This window comes from Aliiruegeria haliotis (genome assembly GCF_003003255.1).
In the GTDB taxonomy this organism is placed as follows: domain Bacteria; phylum Pseudomonadota; class Alphaproteobacteria; order Rhodobacterales; family Rhodobacteraceae; genus Tropicimonas; species Tropicimonas haliotis.
This window is the reverse complement of the sequence record NZ_PVTD01000013.1, coordinates 15,510-31,114: the sequence shown is the minus strand read 5'-3', so window position 1 is coordinate 31,114 and position 15,605 is coordinate 15,510. Positions and strand designations below refer to the sequence as shown.

Sequence of the window (15,605 nt, the reverse complement as noted above, 5' to 3'; positions counted from 1 at the left end):
AGTATAGCGGCGCATAATGAAGTTTATGTTAATATTATGAAATCTGCAGGTTGGGGTGTGAAAGTAGGGTCCGCGTGCATTTAAAGACAGTTTTGCCTTGCCGCCGTTCCCAACCAACAATGGGTTCTCTCGAATGTCTGCACCTATGGGACCGCGATGAGGTAGCCACGGCTTGTCCGCGCCGGAACACCTGCGGCTAATGGCATACAGTCAACCGCACCAAGCATCGCTTCTTTGGTCATGCGTCGCATCTGCGTTTCAGAGAACCAGCGGTGCCGCCAACGAAGCCAGATAGGAAACTGGCAGATGTGCGGGCGGCTTACAACCAACAGAAGGACACCGCCGGGCCGCACCAAACCTGCCAGTTGGCGCAGCGCCAAAACCGGATCAGAGGCATGCTCGATTACATGTCCAGCCAGCGCGATGTCAAACGAACGGCACGGCTGTAGCAACTCCATATCCGTTTGCTCAACTGTAACATCAGGGCCGTCCACACTTCGCAGCGCAGCCTGTGCCGCTTCAAGCATTCGGGCACTGGTATCAACAAGATGCAAAGTTTCAATTGACGGACAGGCGCCAATGGCCGCACGCGCAAGGTCTCCACCTCCTGTCCCAATATCAACGACGCGACTAAGCAAATGACCATTAAGCGCAGTATGACAAAGGCCACTGTAAGCTTCAGGATACTTAAGAACAGAGAGACGCTCGGACCACCATGATGCAGCTGCATCATAGGCCGAAGGTCCTTGGCCAAAAACACGACCAGTCATGCCACACGCTCTGATCCAAGAAGCGGGTCACCAGCGACAAGGAATAGCAATCTGCCACCGCTGAAAAGCATACAAGTTGACCAGCGCCGAATGCCCGCATGGGCCGTCAGAACCACCAGCGACCCTTTTGTGACCAACGCGGGAATGCCGGTGACCTTGGAAAAGATAAATGCGTCCATCATAGGTTTCTCTCGATGTCTCAAGTCCGAGCCAGGTTTAAGGGTTTGACATGCCACAATCTGACCCAGCAAATCTTTCGTCGGCCTGCCATATTCCCGCGCGATCTCGCCAAACCGCGTTGCAATCGGCAATTGACCTAGTTGCCTCAGATGGCCAACGTAGGCTGCGTCGTCCTGCTGGGCGATGCAGCCTACGTTCACGATACTGAGACATTATCTGGTTGGCCGCTTCGCGCCAGTACTTGGCAGAGCGGCGCGAGACGCCAAAGAAAATCACACGTAGGGATTGGTTCTAGCCAGAAAGTTCAAGGAAGAAACCAATGAAACTCATAACTGTTGAAGCAAAGTTCTCTGCCGAGACGCTCGACAACGCCATTGCCGCCTTCGAGGCATCTGCACAAGCTGTCTGTGCAATGGCTGGCTGCCAAACTTACACCATCTATTCGTCGAATGATGCCGCCTCAATCGTGATCGTTCAGAAATGGGCATCGATGGAACAATTCGACGCCTACCGTGGATCAGCCGCCTTCGCCGAAATTGGTAAGTCGCTAAAGCCGATGATGACGGCACCACCCATCACGACCGTTGCCTCTGTAGACGGCTAACTGTTCAATGACCGATGCACCTGCCTATTGCTTTCACCGCAGCTTTGAGCCTCAGCCGAAAAAGACGGTTCAATTCGACAGAGACTATTTGCTGTACGCAGTAGAGGGTGCGATCCGCATAAGAGTAGACGGGCGGCGCTGGACGTTGCCGCCCGCCTTTGCGGCATGGATACCGGCCAAAACTCCCGTTGACGTGATCGTGAATCGACCGATGACTTCGTGCTCGGTGCTGCTTGAGCCTGGTTTTGCCTCTGCCATGCCAACTCGTACGCTAATTTTTACCATGAGCGAGATGGCGCGAACAATGATTCAACATTCACGCCGCTGGGGGCCCACGCAGGCGTCGACAGACCCGACGGCCGAACCGTTTTTCCGCGCCTTGATGGATCACTGTGCCGAAATCGCTGCGCTGCCATCCGATCTGTGGCAGCCAGAGGGGCGCAGTTCCGCGGTTCGCAACGCGATCGCATATACAGAGGCGCATCTTGCCGAACCGCTTTCATTTGCAAATGTTGCCGCCGTCGCGGGCGCTTCTGAACGCTCGCTTGCCCGTCATATGGCAGAAGAGGTCGGCATGTCCTGGTCCCAAGTACACAGACGCTTAAGGATGATCCGGGCAGTTGATCTGCTTGTCGGTACAGATTTGCAAGTGCTGCGAATAGCCGGGGATGTGGGGTATAGTTCACTCTCAGCTTTCAATGCAGCGTTCCGCGAATTTTCCGGCATGGCCCCACGTGACTTCAGAAGGACACGTGTAGATACAAAGTGAGTAACGTCGGCAAGCTTTTTCATATTGTGGCGCTCACGTTCGGTTTGTGGATATATTGGCAGAAATAGACGGCAGTTTCGAACGTTCCAATTTTCTTTGATACCAAATTCTTTTGGAAAATACCTGTCACCGTATAGGTGTTTAGGTCATGTTGACAAATGGCGCACCCAAAGGCGTATTGACGTGATGTCGATGAAGCCGAGGAAGCTCTCCGCAGTCTTGTCGTAGCGGGTGGCGACGCGGCGGGCGTTCTTCAGCTTGTTGAAGCACCGTTCGACCAGGTTGCGCAGCCGGTATAGTGATCGGTCCACGCCAACGCGCTTTTTGCGCGACTTGCGCATCGGAATGACCGGTAGGACATCCCGTTTGTCCATGGTTTCCCGAATGCTGTCAGCGTCATAGCCTCGGTCGGCCAGCAGAACACTCGGTGTCGGCAAATTGTCGACCATGACCAGATCGAAGCCGAGATAGTCGGAGGTTTGCCCCGCTGTGATCTCGGTCCTCATGGGCAGCCCTGCTGCATTGACGAGGAGATGGATCTTGGTCGAGAAGCCGCCACGCGAACGGCCAAAACCCTGTTGCGGAGTCCCCCTTTTGCGCCCGCTACCTGATGATGGGCGCGAACCACGGTGCTGTCGATCATTTGCAGTGCGTGCGGGACCACGCCGCTTTCGTTCAGGGCGTCCATGATCTGCTCCCAGAGCCCCGCCAGCGTCCAACGTCGGAACTGGCGGTAGACACTTGACCACTTGCCGAACTCTTCCGGCAGATCGCGCCAGGGAGAGCCTGTGCGCGCGATCCAGAAAATCCCATCAAGAACAAGGCGGTGGTTGGAAGGTTTGCGCCCGTTCGGGGCGCGGACTGTCCGGATGAAACGCTCAAAGAACGCCCATTCCTCGTCCGACATCAGGTCTCGTGCCAAGCTGGTCTCCATCGCAGATACCAGCTTGAATCACGATCAGCGCGCCCTGTGAATCCCTTTTGTCAACACGTCCTAGTCCCGGCATTTGGTGGATCGGGTTCAAGATGAATCTGTCTGGCTTTGATGTCTGAACCGCCCCTTGTTTGCCGGAGACCCAGAAGTAAGGATACTGGGTCATGGGAAAGACAAAGAACGGAACACGTTATCCAGAGGAACTACGCGCCAGAGCGGTGCGGATGGTTCTGGATCACGAGAGCGAATACGCGAGTAGATCGGCGGCAATTCTGTCGATCTCTCAGAAAGTTGGATATAGTCGGGACAGCCTTCGCATCTGGGTTAAGCAGCATGAGACGGATATTGTGTTGATGATCAGCGACCGCCCAGCAGAGATCAGCGACAGAGCGGTTCCTGGTCATTGGGAGGGAGACCTCATTCTCGGCCTCGGCAGCTCAGCGATCGGCACGCTGGTCGAACGCACGACCCGCTTCACCATGCTCCTGCACCTGCCACGCATGAAGGGACACGGTACAGGCAAACCAGTCAAGAACGGACCAGCCCTCGCCGGTCACGGTGCCGAAGCCGTCCGCGATGCCATCACCGAGACGATCAGTAGCCTGCCTGCTCAATTGCGTCGCTCGCTGACCTGGGATCAAGGTGCCGAAATGGCCCAACACGCGCAGCTGCGGATTGACACAGGTCTCGAGATCTACTTCTGCGATCCTCAAAGCCCATGGCAGCGCGGCAGTAATGAGAACACCAACGGTTTGCTCCGCCAGTACTTCCCAAAGGGCATTGATCTCAGCAAGCATGGTGCTGACGAGTTAAGCGCCGTTGCCAACGCTCTAAACACGCGCCTTCGCAAAACACTCGATTGGCAAACACCAGCAGAGGCTCTCGACCGGCTGCTCAAAAAGGATATGATCGAAGGTGTTGCGACGATCGGTTGAAACCGCCCAATACGTTTCGATCAGATACTCAGAACGGCTGGCAGATGCCGGGCTGGAGCCTTCCGTCGGCAGTGTCGGCGACAGCTACGAGTTCAAGCAGGTCCGCGCAGCGGATCAAATGATCCGGGGGATCATTTGAATGCGCAGAACGCTCTGGCCGAGACGATCATCGGCCTGTTCAAAAAAGAGGTCATTAATCGGATGGGGCCATGGAAGTCCAAAGATCAGGTTGAGTGGGAAACCCTGCAATGGGTCGGTTGGTTCAACAAGGAACGCCTGCTTGCGCCGCTCGGATACATCACGCCAATCGAAGCCGAGGAGAAATACGAAGAAGCCTTGAAGTCAGACAAAATCGCAGCTTGAAATACGAACTCAACAGTCTCCGGCAAAACCGGGGCGGTTCAGTCAGAGGTTTTCAGCAACCTTGGCGGTGCACGGACGAGCGGTGCTGGCTGGGGAGATATCCAGGTAGCTTTACTTGCCAAACTTTGGTGCTGCGATAGCTCCGGCAGATGTCAGGATCCGACAGTGAAGCTTATGCTGAATAAACGCTCAGGAATGTTCACTTTATCTACGTGTCTCCACGTTTGGGCAACCTTCATCAACCTGAAAATACCCTCGGTGAACTTTGACCGCCAAGCTGCACGCTATCAACTTAATCCTGCCAATGTGAACACCAGACATCCATGCCTCAACGATCATTCAATCCCGCAGCGCATGTGTCTTGTCCAGCAACCAGTTGCGCAGTGTTTCGGCGGCGGGTTTTCGAGCGGCGTTTCGCGGCAGGGCAACCTGATACCAAACGCAGCGCACCAAGCGTCCGTCCAAAGGGACGAGCCGGTTGGACGCCATTTCCTGCCTGCACAGGATGTCATCCGCTAGGATCACACCTTCGCCGTCCACGGCCGCATCAATCGCAAGAGACAAGTCGGAATAAACTCGCCCGGTTCGCCAAGCATCGCCTTCAGGTTCGTTCGCAGCAAACCACTTGTGCCAGGTCTCCCGTCCATTGTCGTGCACCAGCGCGGCCCTGGACCAGTCGACAGTGCCGCTCGCATTCATAAGCCTGTTCACAACTTGGGGCGTTGCCGCGGGGTAGCCGTCGATCGGAAACAGGTCGGTCTTCTCAACCCCGCTAGCGGGCAATCGGGTGGCAAAGTGGATGATCATGTCAGCCTGACCGTCTGTGATCCGTTCCGGTGTCCACGCGGGGCGCAAGTCCACCTCGATCCTAGGATAAAGCGCGCAGAACTCGGTGATGTGCTTGCGAAGCCAGAGCGAGGCCAAGGCGGGTTCGGCACTAACGATGACCGCTCCAGATTGCGACTTGCGAAGGATCGCTTCACAGGCGTCGGTCAGCGTCTGCAGCCCGCTCGCCACCTGCGGCATCAGGGCCCGTCCTGTCGCAGTCAGTTCTACCCGGTTGCCATACCGGGAAAACAGGTCGGCACCGAACCACTCTTCGAGGTTCTTTACGTGCTGGCTGACGACGCTGTGGCTGACGTTCAGTTCGCTTGCCGCCTTGGCAAAGCTCGAATGTCTGGCGGCGGCCTCGAAGGCGCGCAAGGAGTTCAGGTGGCGAAGTGAACGGGTCATGCCTCAGCGTAGCGGAAAACGACGCTGAGCGCCAGATCTTCGCGTTTTGTCTCGCAACCCGCGCACCTTACCATTTTCTGAAGCTCCAGAACTCGGACCAACCGAACCAAGCGACTTCAGCAACAAGGGAAAACGACATGACCACATCCATCACCCGTCGCAAACTTCTGAAGACCTCCGCAAGCGTTGGCGTTCTTGCCGGCACCGGCATGCTTGCCGCGCCGGCTATCGCACAGAGCCGGTTGATCAAGATCGGATCCTATGGCGGCTACTTCGAAGACAGCCTGAAACAGCACGTCTACCCCGTGTTTACCGAAGCCACGGGTATCGCCGTGGAGAGCGTCACGCAGCCGGACTCGACCAGTTGGCTGCAGACAATGAGCCAGGCTCTGTCCGCCGGGAACATCCCCGCTGATCTGTCGATGCACACGCCGGTGAACATTATCAAGGCGGGGCGCCTTGGCGGCATCCTTGCGCCGATCGACCCCGGCCGGATCGCGAGCATCGACAATGTAGGCGAGAGCTTCCTTTCTCGCCAGGGTGACAGTCTACTTGGCGTCGGTGCGCTGAGCTTCTTCTACTCGATGGTCATCAATACCGACGAGATCACCGAAGAACCGAGCAGCTGGGCGGATTTCTGGGACTCGAGCCGTTTCGAGGCCAGCCTCGGCCTACCCAAGAGTGTTAACTTCCACTTCCTCGAGGTGGTCGCCGCAACCTTCCTGGGCGGCACCGACGCGCTGCGGACCCACGACGGTATCATCGCCGCCGTTGAGAAGGCTGCCGAACTGCACCAGAACGTCGCGCTGTGGTACACTGGCGAAAGCCAGATGGAACAGGCGTTGAAGAATTTCGACGTGGTGGGTGGAATGTATTTCCACGACGTCGCGGGGCTGATGGCCGCCGATGGCCACCCGGTCAAGTCGATCTTCCCGCGCGAGGGCAACGTGATCGACTTCAATTCCTGGACGCTGGCGCAAGGCTCGGACAAGCAGGACGAAGCCTATGAATTCATGGCCTTCTCCTGCCAGCCGGAAACGCAGGCGATCATGTCGCGCATGATCGGCACCGCCCCGGTCGTCGATGCTGCGTCGACCGGACTGTCGGGTGACGAACTGGCCGCCGTGACCGGAACACCCGCCATCCATGTGCCCTACGAGGTCTACCTGGATGACGAGACCTTCATCAACGAAGCCTGGGACCGCATGGTCTCTCAGGCCTGATGCGGATGAAGGGGGCCGAGGAAGTGTCTGATCTTATTCTCGAAGATGTCCGCAAGGAGTTTGGCAGCTTCGTCGCCGTGCAGGGCGCGAACCTGACATTCGAGGCGGGAAAACTAACGGCGCTTCTCGGCCCCTCCGGCTGCGGGAAGACCACGCTCTTGCGGATGATCGCCGGTCTGGAAGGCCCGACGAAGGGACGCATTCTGCTGAACGGGCAAGACATCGCGCCACTGCCGGCAGAAAAACGCAAGTTCGGCATGGTGTTCCAGTCTTTTGCGCTTTTTCCTCACCTGAACGTGGCGCGCAACGTGTCCTACAGTCTGCGCATTGCCGGGGTAGATGCTGCGACCCGACGGGCAAGGGCTCAAGAATTGCTGGACTTGGTGCAGCTCGGCGACAAGGGGCAGAACAGGGTCGGCGAATTGTCCGGCGGTCAGCGTCAGCGGGTGGCAATCGCGCGCGCGCTGGCGCAGGAGCCCGAAATATTCCTGCTCGACGAACCAATGTCCGCACTGGACGCCAAGCTGCGCAATGACATGCAGATGGAGTTGCGGCTCTTGCAGCAGCGGCTTGGCATCACCACAATTGTCGTCACCCATGACCAGCGCGAGGCGATGACCATGGCCGACCGGATCGTAGTGATGAGCCATGGCCGCGTGGAACAGGTCGGCACCCCCCAGGAAATCTACCATCGACCCGCCAACGCCTTTGTCGCCTCCTTCATCGGCAATGCCAATCTGCTGCAAGGTCTGTCGACCGAGCGCGGCGTCCGTCTGGGTGACACCGAGTTTGCCGTCGCCGATCACGGCGGCTTTGGCGCGGGCCGTGCGGTGACCCTCTTCTGCCGCCCCGAAGCGGTGCGCCTGTCCGATAGCGTACCGGCCGCGAACGGCCTTCCCGGCACGGTGACATTCGTGCGCGACGAAGGCGTGGCGCGCGAGGTTCATCTTGATACACCGGCCGGACACGTCACGGCGGAGATCCCCGGCAGCTTCCATGAAACCGTCCGCATCGGCGACCGCGTGCATGTGGAATTTCCCGCCGACACCCTGCACCTGCTGCCGGCAATCGAGAGCAAGGCAGCATGACCGCGTCCACCCTTCCACAGCGCTCCGTCCTCAGGGGCATTGGCGTGCTGCATGTCGCCGCGGTTCTGGTCTTGGCCGTCGTGCCGTTCCTACTGGTCTTCGCGATCAGCTTTGGCCACAAGGTCGAGGGCGCGGCGTGGGTCTGGGGTTTCGAGCTGACCAACTACCGCCGCTTCTTCGTCGGCACCGATTATCCCGACAGTGTGTCGCTCTTGTACCTCAAATACCTCTGGTATTCGGTATGGTATGCGCTTGTTGCCGCAATCCTCGCTGTTGCCACCGCCTTCCCATTTGTCTGGCTGATGACGCGGGGCTCGCGCCGGGCGCAAACGGTCTGGCTCGTCTTCTTCCTGTGCAGCCTGACCTTCTCCGAAGTCTTCATCGTCATGGGTTGGGACATCCTGATGTCGAACCGTTCTGGCTTGCCGATGGTGTTCCAGGAAACGGGGCTGACCGATTGGCTGAAAGAAAATGGCGGCCTGGATCTTTTGCGCGAATGGGGGCTGGCGACGCCGCGCAACGTGCGTTTCAAGCCCAGCGAATTCGCCACAATCCTGACGCTGACCTATCTGGTTTGGCCCTACGCTGTGATCCTGCTCTATCCGCCGATCTCGAAAATCGAACGCGAGGTCGTCGAGGCCGCCCGCACCATGGGCGCCAGCCCCTTCACGGTCGTCCGCACAGTGGTCATGCCGATGGTCCGGACGCCGCTGGTGGGCGCCGTACTCTTGCTCTTCGTGTTCCTGCTGGGTGCCTACGTCACCATCGCCGTCTTTGCCGATCCGTCGAAGCACACGCTGTCCATCTCGGTCTACGAGGCGGTGCGGGGATCGACGCTGAACGCACCCTTCGGATCCGCGCAGGCGGTGGTGCTCCTGCTGACAGCCGCAGCGGTTCTGGTTATCGGACAGCGCTTCCTGTCTGCCAAGACCGGAGGTCACTGAGATGGGAAAACTCCTTGCACGCGCCTTCATGGGATTTGCCGCGCTCTGGATCATCTTTCCGATTCTTGTCGTCTGCCTTGCGGCATTGAATGGCGGGCGCACGATGTTCTTCCCGCCCGAAGACCCTACACTCGCCCGCTTTGCCGAGTTCTTCCTGATCGAAGAAATCTGGGTCCGTTCGCTGCAAACCTCCTTCGTCGTGGCCTTCTCCAGCGCGGCGCTCGCTGTGCTGACTGCATGGCCGATCGCTTACGCTCTTTGGCGCCGCAACAGCCGAGCCTCAAAGCTTGTCGCAGGCCTGGCATCGATGCCCTTTGCTTTGCCGCCCATCGTCTTCGGTGTCGGGCTGGTGTTCTTCTGGGGATATTTGGGTGCGCTTGGCGACCTGTGGTCCGGTATTCTCAGCCATACGATCCTGTTCCTGGCCCTGCCACTGACCACGCTGTCGATCGGGCTACAATCCATCGACCGTGCCCATCTGGATGCGGCCGCGACCATGGGCGCGAGCGAGACCACGGCCTTTCGCACCATCATCCTGCCGCAAATGATGCCCTTTACCGCATCGGGATTCTTCTTTGCGCTCGTGCTCAGCTTCAACGAGTTCATCGTGATCTTCTTCGTCTCGGCCTCGGGATACTCGACCGTAACGGTGCAGATCTTCAACTCGCTGCGGAACGGGTTCACCCCGACCATGGCCGTCGGGGCCATTACCTTCCTCGCAATTTCCGCGCTGGTCTTTTCCCTGATCGCGCGGTTCGGAAACCTGCCCCAACTGCTTGGGGCCGATACAAGCAAATCGTCCTGACGGAGAAACTACCATGCTGAACGGCAAACCCAACAAACGCGCCCTGATCGAGGGTAAAGCCGCCCTGATAGTCATCGACATCCAGAAATCGACCTTTGCGCCGATCCCGGATGACAAGCGTTCCATCGCGCATATGCCAGACTATGCGGACCGCATGGCGCGCACCAAAATCGCAATCGACCGCGCGCGCGAGGTCGGCGTTCCCGTCATCTTCATCCAGGAGATCCACCGGGCTGACCTGGTGGACATGGGCCGCGAAACCGACGGCGACGAGGATGTCCACTGCCTCGACAGCAATCCGCTGACCGAGTTGGCCAGCGACGAACTCGGCATCCGCCCCGATGACTACAAGATCCAGAAACGCCGCTATTCGGCCTTCTACGGTACCGACCTGGAAATCCTGCTACGCGGTCTCAAGGTCGACACCCTGCTGCTCACCGGCGGGCTTACCGATGTCTGCGTGCATTACACATTCGTGGACGGGCATCAGGGCGATTACTTCTGCCGGGTGATCGAGGATTGCGTCGCAGGTTCCAGCCTTGCGGCACATCAGGCCTCGCTGAACGCGATGGAATACCTGCAACATGGCGCCATCCGATCGCTGGACGAAGTTCTGGCCGCAATGGACGGAAAAGCGGCGACCTGATTTCCCGAGCCAAGAGACCATGACGGCAAATACCAAACTTCAGGCAGCGGCTCTGGCGCTGGCAGCCTCTGCGATCCTCAGTCTGATCGACACCTTCGTCGCATCGGTCGCCGAGGAGGCCGGGCTGTGGCAGTTCCAGATCTTCCGCACGCTTTTCGCGCTGCCGCTCCTGTTATTGCTGGGGCGCGCCCTGCGTGTTTCGGTGCGACCGAAACACTGGGGGCGGCTTGCCCTGCGAAGTGCCGCAGTATCGGCAGGTCTTCTGTTTTACTTTGCCTCGCTTGGGACGATGCCGGTGGCTCAGGCGGGTGCGGGTCTCTTCAGCGCCCCGATCTGGGTGTTGCTCCTGTCCTCAATGGTGTTCGGCGCCCGGATCGGCGGCTTGCATGTGCTGGCCGTCCTTGGCGGCTTTGGTGGGGCGCTGCTGGTCCTGCGGCCCGACGCGGCGGCGCTGTCAGTCATGACTGTCCTGCCCCTCGCGGCGGGGGCGCTTTACGGCTTCGGAATGCTCCTGACGCGCGAGATCTGTGCACAGGAAAGCCCCGTGGCACTGGCGCTTGGCGTCTTTGCCACCATCGGATTGTTCAGCCTTGGAATGGTCTGCGTCACGATGCTTGCTCCGGGCGAGACATTCCTGACGCGTCCGTGGGCACCGGTGACGTTCCGTTTCCTGTGGCTGACCCTGTTTCAGGCGGCGGGCGCGGTGATTGCCGTGACGCTGATCGCGCAAGCCTATCGGATCGGTAGACCTGCTCGGGTTGCCGTATACGAATATTCTTTCCTTGTTTTCGCGGCCTTCTGGGGCCTGGCCCTGTGGGGCATCGCGATGGATGCAACCAGCTGGATCGGCATCGCCATCATCTTCGTCTCGGGGTTGATAGTGGCCAGGCTACCGGACATGAGACCGGACGCTCGCTTATGACACACCTAGACCGAACTCAGCAGGATCGAGGTTTCGCTGTTGGTGATGCCTGGGATGCCGCGCACCTCGCGCAGCACCCGGTCGAAATCTGCCAGGCTTTCAGCGCTGAGCTGTGCGACGAGGTCCCAGTTGCCATTGGTAGAATGCAGCTGATGCAGAGCCGGAATACCGCGCAAAGAGCGGATCACCTGCGTCGTCGACTGGCCCGAGACTTCGATCATCATGATCGCCCGCACGCCCTGCGGTCCGCTGTCCTCGCGGGCGCGGATGGTGAAGCCCAGCACTGCGCCACTGTCCAGCAACCGGTCGATCCGCGCCTGTACCGTTGCCCGGGACACGTCGAGGATTGTCGCCAGCTTGGATACGGGCGCCCGCCCGTCTTCGCGCAGAAGAGTGATCAGCCTGCGGTCGAGATCGTCGTAGACGTGCATAGCAACTCTCACATCCCGTGTAAGCAATTTGTGCAATTTGTTTTCGCAAAACTATCATCTTGGCAATGCAATTCGTCAACCCGGCCGGATAGGTTTTGGGAACAGTTTTGCACAGGAAAGCCTCGCCCCATGCCCCGTTCCTCGCTTCAGGCCCCGACCTCGGTCGTGATGATACGCCCGCACCATTTCACCCCGAACGCGGAAACCGCACTCGACAACCATTTCCAGACGCATACCGCCAGCGATGCCGCATCCATGGCACAAGCCGCCCATGCCGAAGTCACCCGCGCCGCCGAGGCATTGCAGGCTGTCGGTGTGCATGTTCACCTGTTCGAGGACGAGGGCACCGACACCCCGGATTCAGTCTTTCCGAACAACTGGTTTTCTACCCATACCGGAGGGCACGTCGCTGTCTACCCGATGTATTCGCCAAACCGTCGGGGCGAACGGCGACAGGATGTGCTGGAGATGCTCAAGCGTGACTACCGCGTGCAGGACATCATCGACTATTCCGGGCTGGAACAGGACAACCTCTTCCTCGAAGGCACCGGCGCCATGGTCATCGACCACCTGGAGCGGGTCGCTTATGCCGCTCGGTCGAAACGGACTAGCGAGATCCTGCTGGAGCGGTTTTGCACCCATTTCAACTATGAACCGGTGGTCTTTGATGCCGTCGATGCAAATGGCAAGCCGATCTATCACACCAATGTTCTGATGTGCATCGGCACCGATTTCGCGATGATCGGGCTCGACTCCATTCCCGATGCACCGCGCCGCCGCGAGGTGGCCGAACGGCTCCGCCGTGGCGAACGTGACATCATCGAACTGAGCCATGCCCAGATCGCAGATTTTGCGGGCAATGCAATCGAGTTGCAGGGGCGAGAGGGGCTGGTTCTGGCGCTGTCGTCGCGGGCGCTGCGGTCGCTCGATGCCGAACAACGCGAAACGCTGGAGAGCCATGTGTCCCTGCTACCGCTGGATATTCCTACTATCGAACACGCGGGCGGATCCGTCCGCTGCATGATTGCCGGGCTGCATCTGAGCGCCCGCACCCCACAAACGGCCTGAGGAAACCCCATGTCCCCCCTACCCTCGAAACTTGCCTATGTTCCCTTTGTCTCCGTTGAGCACATGATGGGTCTGGTTCATCACATCGGCGTCGAAAAGGTGCTGATCGACCTGGCTGCCGAGATTGAAGCCGATTTCCGCCGCTGGCCTCTGTTCGACAAAACCCCACGCGTCGCCAGCCATTCCGATGTGGGCGTGATCGAGCTGATGCCGACCTCGGACGGGCAGACCTACGGCTTCAAGTATGTCAACGGTCACCCCAAGAACACCGCCGAAGGCTTGCAGACGGTGACGGCCTTTGGCCTCTTGGCGGATGTCGAGTCAGGCTATCCGAAATTGCTGAGCGAAATGACTCTTCTGACCGCGCTGCGGACGGCCGCGACCAGCGCCATGGCCGCAAAGCATCTTGCGCCCAGATCAGCGCGGACCATGGCCATGATCGGCAACGGTGCGCAGTCGGAATTCCAGTGCCTTGCCTTCAAGGCCGTCTGCGGTGTCGATACCGTGAGGCTCTTTGACATCGACCCTTCGGCCACCGCGCGCTGTGCGGCGAACCTGGCGCAGAGCGGTTTGAAAGTGGTCGAATGTCGTTCTGGCGAGGAGGCGATCGAAGGCGCTCAGATCATCACGACCTGCACCGCTGACAAGCAGTATGCCACGATCCTGACCGATAACATGGTGGGCAGCGGCGTGCACATCAACGCCATCGGCGGCGACTGCCCCGGAAAGACGGAACTGCATCGTGACATCCTGCTGCGGTCGTCGATCTTTGTCGAATACCCGCCCCAGACGCGGATCGAAGGCGAAATCCAGCAGCTGGACCCCGATCACGCTGTTACCGAGCTTTGGCAAGTGATCACCGGTCAGGCGCAGGGCCGCAACGATGACCAGCAGGTCACCCTGTTCGACAGCGTAGGCTTCGCCATCGAGGATTTCAGCGCCCTGCGCTATGTCGCCAGGGCGATCCGGGGCACGCCCTTCTTTACCCGCCTCGACATGATCGCAGATCCCGACGATCCGCGCGACCTGTTCGGGATGTTCCAGCGCGCAAAGCCCGAAATCACCATAGCATAGGGGATAGAGTTGGGATGGGTGTTCCTGCTTTTGGTCGGCTTGTTCGAAATCGGCTGGGCCATTGGTTTGATTTACATTGAGGGCTTCACCCGCCCGTTGCCGACCATCCCTACGGCCGATTCGATGATCATCTTATCCGCGCCAGAATGCACTGGCTGTGGGGTTGCGCGAGGTCGGGCGTATTGAGAGCACCGTCTTCATCGCGCGATGGCTCACCGATACTGAATTGCAGCGTCGTGCTCAGATTGGGTTGAACAAAGGTGAAGCGTACGACGCTCTGAAAAACGCCCTGCGCATCGATCGCCAGGGTGAAATCCGTGACCGTTCCAGCCGAGATCAGGATGACCGCCGAGCCGGGCTGAACCTCGTGGCCGCGCTCATCATTTATTGGAACACAGATCAGCTCGGTCAAATCATCGCCAAACGCAGGAGAGCCGGAGTTTACGATCCAGAAGACCTGATATCACATGCCTCCCCGCTCGGATGGGCGCACATACTGATCACCGGCGAGTATAGATGACCCAGAATCACCCCAATAATCCCTTAGCGCAGGACTCCGCCCCTATCCGCAACGGACGCCATCTGAGATCGCCGAACCCTAATACGTACGCACCGCAAAACCTATAAAAATGGGGCTGATGAGGCCAATTTATCCCGCCTTTGCGGGGCGTTGTGTCCAGCGCGGATTACCTCAGTCGATCCCCTCCAGCAAATATCCGAGCTGGGCAGCCGAGATCTGCACCGCTTCGCTGGTCCCGCTGGTTGGCCAGATGAACTTCCCCGCTTCTAGCCGTTTGGTATAGAGCGACATGCCGACACCATCGTGCCAAAGCAGTTTGACCAGGTCGCCCTTGCGCTTTCGGAAACAGAAAATTTCACGAGCATGCGGGTCGCGCCCAAGACCCTGCTGAACAGTCAGAGCCAGGGTGTTCATGCCGCGCCACATGTCGGTCACTCCGACAGCGATCCAAACGCGTACCCCCGCCGGGAAGGCGATCATCACTCCTCCAGCACCGGAAGAAGCCCGGCAGCATCTCGGGGTCCACTGTGGAGGGGACAAAGAGCCGACGCCCGTTGCTCAGTACGATTTCGAGCTGGACATCGTCGGCTCCAGACTGTGCGACTGGTGTTGGCACGGGCGTCCCTGGCGAAAGCGTCAACGGGATAAATGCCGGTGAGGTCTCGTCGCAAAGTTCCACGTCCCGGTATTGCCGCCGCCATATCGTCAAAGGAGAGCGCGATACACCATGCCGCTGCGCTGTCGCTGCGACTTGGCGATGCCCCACAAAGCTTTCCTCCACGATCCGGATTTTACCTACATCGCTCCATTGCTGCCGGCGCGGAGCGTCAACGGCGGAAAGGACTTCGATCTCAGGTCTGAACTTTTGGTCGGCCAAAAGGTCGGGCTTATTACCAGCACCGTAATCTCGTCGGACGGCCTCCGCCGGAGGCATACAAGAGGGCTGAGAATAAGATGATCACAATCGACGAAACCGTTTTGTTCTGGCTGCGAAAGCCAATGAATCTGGACCCCAGCTAGTAAATAGTTGTTGGTGTACGGATCCACGATCGTATGCAGATTTAGAACCTTGGTCCCACGATGCCCTATCTCTGGC

Annotated in this window: 15 protein-coding genes and 4 pseudogenes; 13 read left to right on the top strand and 6 right to left on the bottom strand. The window is 58.9% G+C overall.

What is annotated here, in order from left to right:
- Positions 1-143 precede the first annotated feature (143 nt).
- Positions 144-770 carry a class I SAM-dependent methyltransferase gene (locus CLV78_RS20935; protein ID WP_106207715.1) on the bottom strand — a complete coding sequence of 209 codons (627 nt, stop codon included), beginning with the start codon at positions 768-770 and terminating at the stop codon, positions 144-146.
- A gap of 499 nt (positions 771-1,269) precedes the next feature.
- Here CLV78_RS20935 and CLV78_RS20925 point away from each other — a divergent pair, with 499 nt between their 5' ends.
- Both CLV78_RS20925 and CLV78_RS20920 read left to right on the top strand, forming a co-directional pair.
- Positions 1,270-1,554, top strand: coding sequence for a putative quinol monooxygenase (locus CLV78_RS20925; RefSeq protein ID WP_106207711.1), 285 nt, complete (start codon positions 1,270-1,272; stop codon positions 1,552-1,554).
- Between the two features lie 7 nt (positions 1,555-1,561).
- Positions 1,562-2,323 carry a helix-turn-helix domain-containing protein gene (locus CLV78_RS20920; protein WP_106207709.1) on the top strand — a complete coding sequence of 254 codons (762 nt, stop codon included), beginning with the start codon at positions 1,562-1,564 and terminating at the stop codon, positions 2,321-2,323.
- 146 nt (positions 2,324-2,469) lie between these two features.
- On the opposite strand, the pseudogene CLV78_RS20915 reads toward CLV78_RS20920, so the two are convergent.
- Positions 2,470-3,230, bottom strand: a pseudogene (locus tag CLV78_RS20915) (IS5 family transposase).
- A 377-nt stretch (positions 3,231-3,607) separates the two neighbouring features.
- Between CLV78_RS20915 and CLV78_RS20910 the strand changes: the two are divergent.
- Positions 3,608-4,192, top strand: a pseudogene (locus tag CLV78_RS20910) (IS30 family transposase); the annotation flags it as partial.
- Positions 4,173-4,555: pseudogene (locus CLV78_RS20905) on the top strand (integrase core domain-containing protein); the annotation flags it as partial. The pseudogenes CLV78_RS20910 and CLV78_RS20905, both read left to right, overlap by 20 nt.
- A 339-nt stretch (positions 4,556-4,894) precedes the next feature.
- Here CLV78_RS20905 and CLV78_RS20900 read toward each other — a convergent pair.
- On the bottom strand, positions 4,895-5,788 hold the full coding sequence (locus CLV78_RS20900) for a LysR family transcriptional regulator (RefSeq protein WP_106207705.1): 894 nt from the start codon (positions 5,786-5,788) through the stop codon (positions 4,895-4,897).
- Between the two features lie 137 nt (positions 5,789-5,925).
- On the opposite strand from CLV78_RS20900, the gene CLV78_RS20895 reads away from it, so the two are divergent.
- The 6 genes from CLV78_RS20895 to CLV78_RS20870 are packed head-to-tail and all read left to right on the top strand — an operon-like array spanning position 5,926 to position 11,416.
- Positions 5,926-7,011: an ABC transporter substrate-binding protein gene (locus CLV78_RS20895; RefSeq protein ID WP_106207703.1), complete on the top strand. Its 1,086-nt coding sequence runs from the start codon at positions 5,926-5,928 to the stop codon at positions 7,009-7,011.
- A 23-nt stretch (positions 7,012-7,034) separates the two neighbouring features.
- A complete protein-coding gene (locus CLV78_RS20890; protein ID WP_106207852.1) occupies positions 7,035-8,099 on the top strand; it encodes an ABC transporter ATP-binding protein in 1,065 nt (354 codons plus the stop codon).
- The gene (locus CLV78_RS20885; protein WP_106207701.1) at positions 8,096-9,043 is read left to right on the top strand and encodes an ABC transporter permease; all 948 of its coding nucleotides are present in this window, start codon (positions 8,096-8,098) and stop codon (positions 9,041-9,043) included. The genes CLV78_RS20890 and CLV78_RS20885 overlap by 4 nt, the downstream gene beginning before the upstream one ends.
- 1 nt (position 9,044) lies before the next feature.
- Complete coding sequence (locus tag CLV78_RS20880) at positions 9,045-9,848, top strand: ABC transporter permease (protein ID WP_106207699.1); 804 nt, start codon at positions 9,045-9,047, stop codon at positions 9,846-9,848.
- A gap of 13 nt (positions 9,849-9,861) precedes the next feature.
- Entirely contained in the window at positions 9,862-10,494 is a 633-nt protein-coding gene (locus CLV78_RS20875) for a cysteine hydrolase family protein (protein WP_106207697.1), read from the top strand.
- A gap of 19 nt (positions 10,495-10,513) precedes the next feature.
- Positions 10,514-11,416, top strand: coding sequence for a DMT family transporter (locus tag CLV78_RS20870; protein WP_106207695.1), 903 nt, complete (start codon positions 10,514-10,516; stop codon positions 11,414-11,416).
- Between the two features lie 5 nt (positions 11,417-11,421).
- On the opposite strand, the gene CLV78_RS20865 is transcribed toward CLV78_RS20870, so the two are convergent.
- Positions 11,422-11,847, bottom strand: a complete 426-nt coding sequence (locus tag CLV78_RS20865) for an Lrp/AsnC family transcriptional regulator (RefSeq protein ID WP_106207693.1) — start codon at positions 11,845-11,847, stop codon at positions 11,422-11,424.
- A gap of 129 nt (positions 11,848-11,976) precedes the next feature.
- On the opposite strand from CLV78_RS20865, the gene ctlX reads away from it, so the two are divergent.
- The 3 genes and pseudogenes from ctlX to CLV78_RS20845 form a co-directional block, all read left to right on the top strand.
- Positions 11,977-12,915, top strand: a complete 939-nt coding sequence (gene ctlX, locus CLV78_RS20860) for a citrulline utilization hydrolase CtlX (protein ID WP_106207691.1) — start codon at positions 11,977-11,979, stop codon at positions 12,913-12,915.
- A gap of 9 nt (positions 12,916-12,924) precedes the next feature.
- A complete protein-coding gene (locus CLV78_RS20855; RefSeq protein ID WP_106207689.1) occupies positions 12,925-13,989 on the top strand; it encodes an ornithine cyclodeaminase in 1,065 nt (354 codons plus the stop codon).
- A gap of 127 nt (positions 13,990-14,116) precedes the next feature.
- Positions 14,117-14,509, top strand: a pseudogene (locus tag CLV78_RS20845) (Tn3 family transposase); the annotation flags it as partial.
- 171 nt (positions 14,510-14,680) lie between these two features.
- Here the strand turns inward: CLV78_RS20845 and tnpB are convergent.
- Positions 14,681-14,956, bottom strand: coding sequence for an IS66 family insertion sequence element accessory protein TnpB (gene tnpB / locus CLV78_RS20840; protein ID WP_281261160.1), 276 nt, complete (start codon positions 14,954-14,956; stop codon positions 14,681-14,683).
- The gene (gene tnpA, locus CLV78_RS24620) at positions 14,865-15,443 is read right to left on the bottom strand and encodes an IS66-like element accessory protein TnpA (RefSeq protein WP_245925218.1); all 579 of its coding nucleotides are present in this window, start codon (positions 15,441-15,443) and stop codon (positions 14,865-14,867) included. The genes tnpB and tnpA overlap by 92 nt, the downstream gene beginning before the upstream one ends.
- Positions 15,444-15,605 lie beyond the last annotated feature (162 nt).

What these genes read in the sequence shown, in the direction of transcription:
- tnpA (WP_245925218.1), bottom strand. Translation starts at nt 15,443, where the DNA reads ATGCCTCCGGCGGAGGCCGTCCGACGAGATTACGGTGCTGGTAATAAG.
- CLV78_RS20920 (WP_106207709.1), top strand. Translation starts at nt 1,562, where the DNA reads ATGACCGATGCACCTGCCTATTGCTTTCACCGCAGCTTTGAGCCTCAG.
- CLV78_RS20895 (WP_106207703.1), top strand. Translation starts at nt 5,926, where the DNA reads ATGACCACATCCATCACCCGTCGCAAACTTCTGAAGACCTCCGCAAGC.
- CLV78_RS20880 (WP_106207699.1), top strand. Translation starts at nt 9,045, where the DNA reads ATGGGAAAACTCCTTGCACGCGCCTTCATGGGATTTGCCGCGCTCTGG.
- CLV78_RS20870 (WP_106207695.1), top strand. Translation starts at nt 10,514, where the DNA reads ATGACGGCAAATACCAAACTTCAGGCAGCGGCTCTGGCGCTGGCAGCC.
- CLV78_RS20900 (WP_106207705.1), bottom strand. Translation starts at nt 5,788, where the DNA reads ATGACCCGTTCACTTCGCCACCTGAACTCCTTGCGCGCCTTCGAGGCC.
- ctlX (WP_106207691.1), top strand. Translation starts at nt 11,977, where the DNA reads ATGCCCCGTTCCTCGCTTCAGGCCCCGACCTCGGTCGTGATGATACGC.
- CLV78_RS20885 (WP_106207701.1), top strand. Translation starts at nt 8,096, where the DNA reads ATGACCGCGTCCACCCTTCCACAGCGCTCCGTCCTCAGGGGCATTGGC.
- CLV78_RS20925 (WP_106207711.1), top strand. Translation starts at nt 1,270, where the DNA reads ATGAAACTCATAACTGTTGAAGCAAAGTTCTCTGCCGAGACGCTCGAC.
- CLV78_RS20855 (WP_106207689.1), top strand. Translation starts at nt 12,925, where the DNA reads ATGTCCCCCCTACCCTCGAAACTTGCCTATGTTCCCTTTGTCTCCGTT.
- CLV78_RS20875 (WP_106207697.1), top strand. Translation starts at nt 9,862, where the DNA reads ATGCTGAACGGCAAACCCAACAAACGCGCCCTGATCGAGGGTAAAGCC.
- CLV78_RS20865 (WP_106207693.1), bottom strand. Translation starts at nt 11,847, where the DNA reads ATGCACGTCTACGACGATCTCGACCGCAGGCTGATCACTCTTCTGCGC.
- CLV78_RS20935 (WP_106207715.1), bottom strand. Translation starts at nt 770, where the DNA reads ATGACTGGTCGTGTTTTTGGCCAAGGACCTTCGGCCTATGATGCAGCT.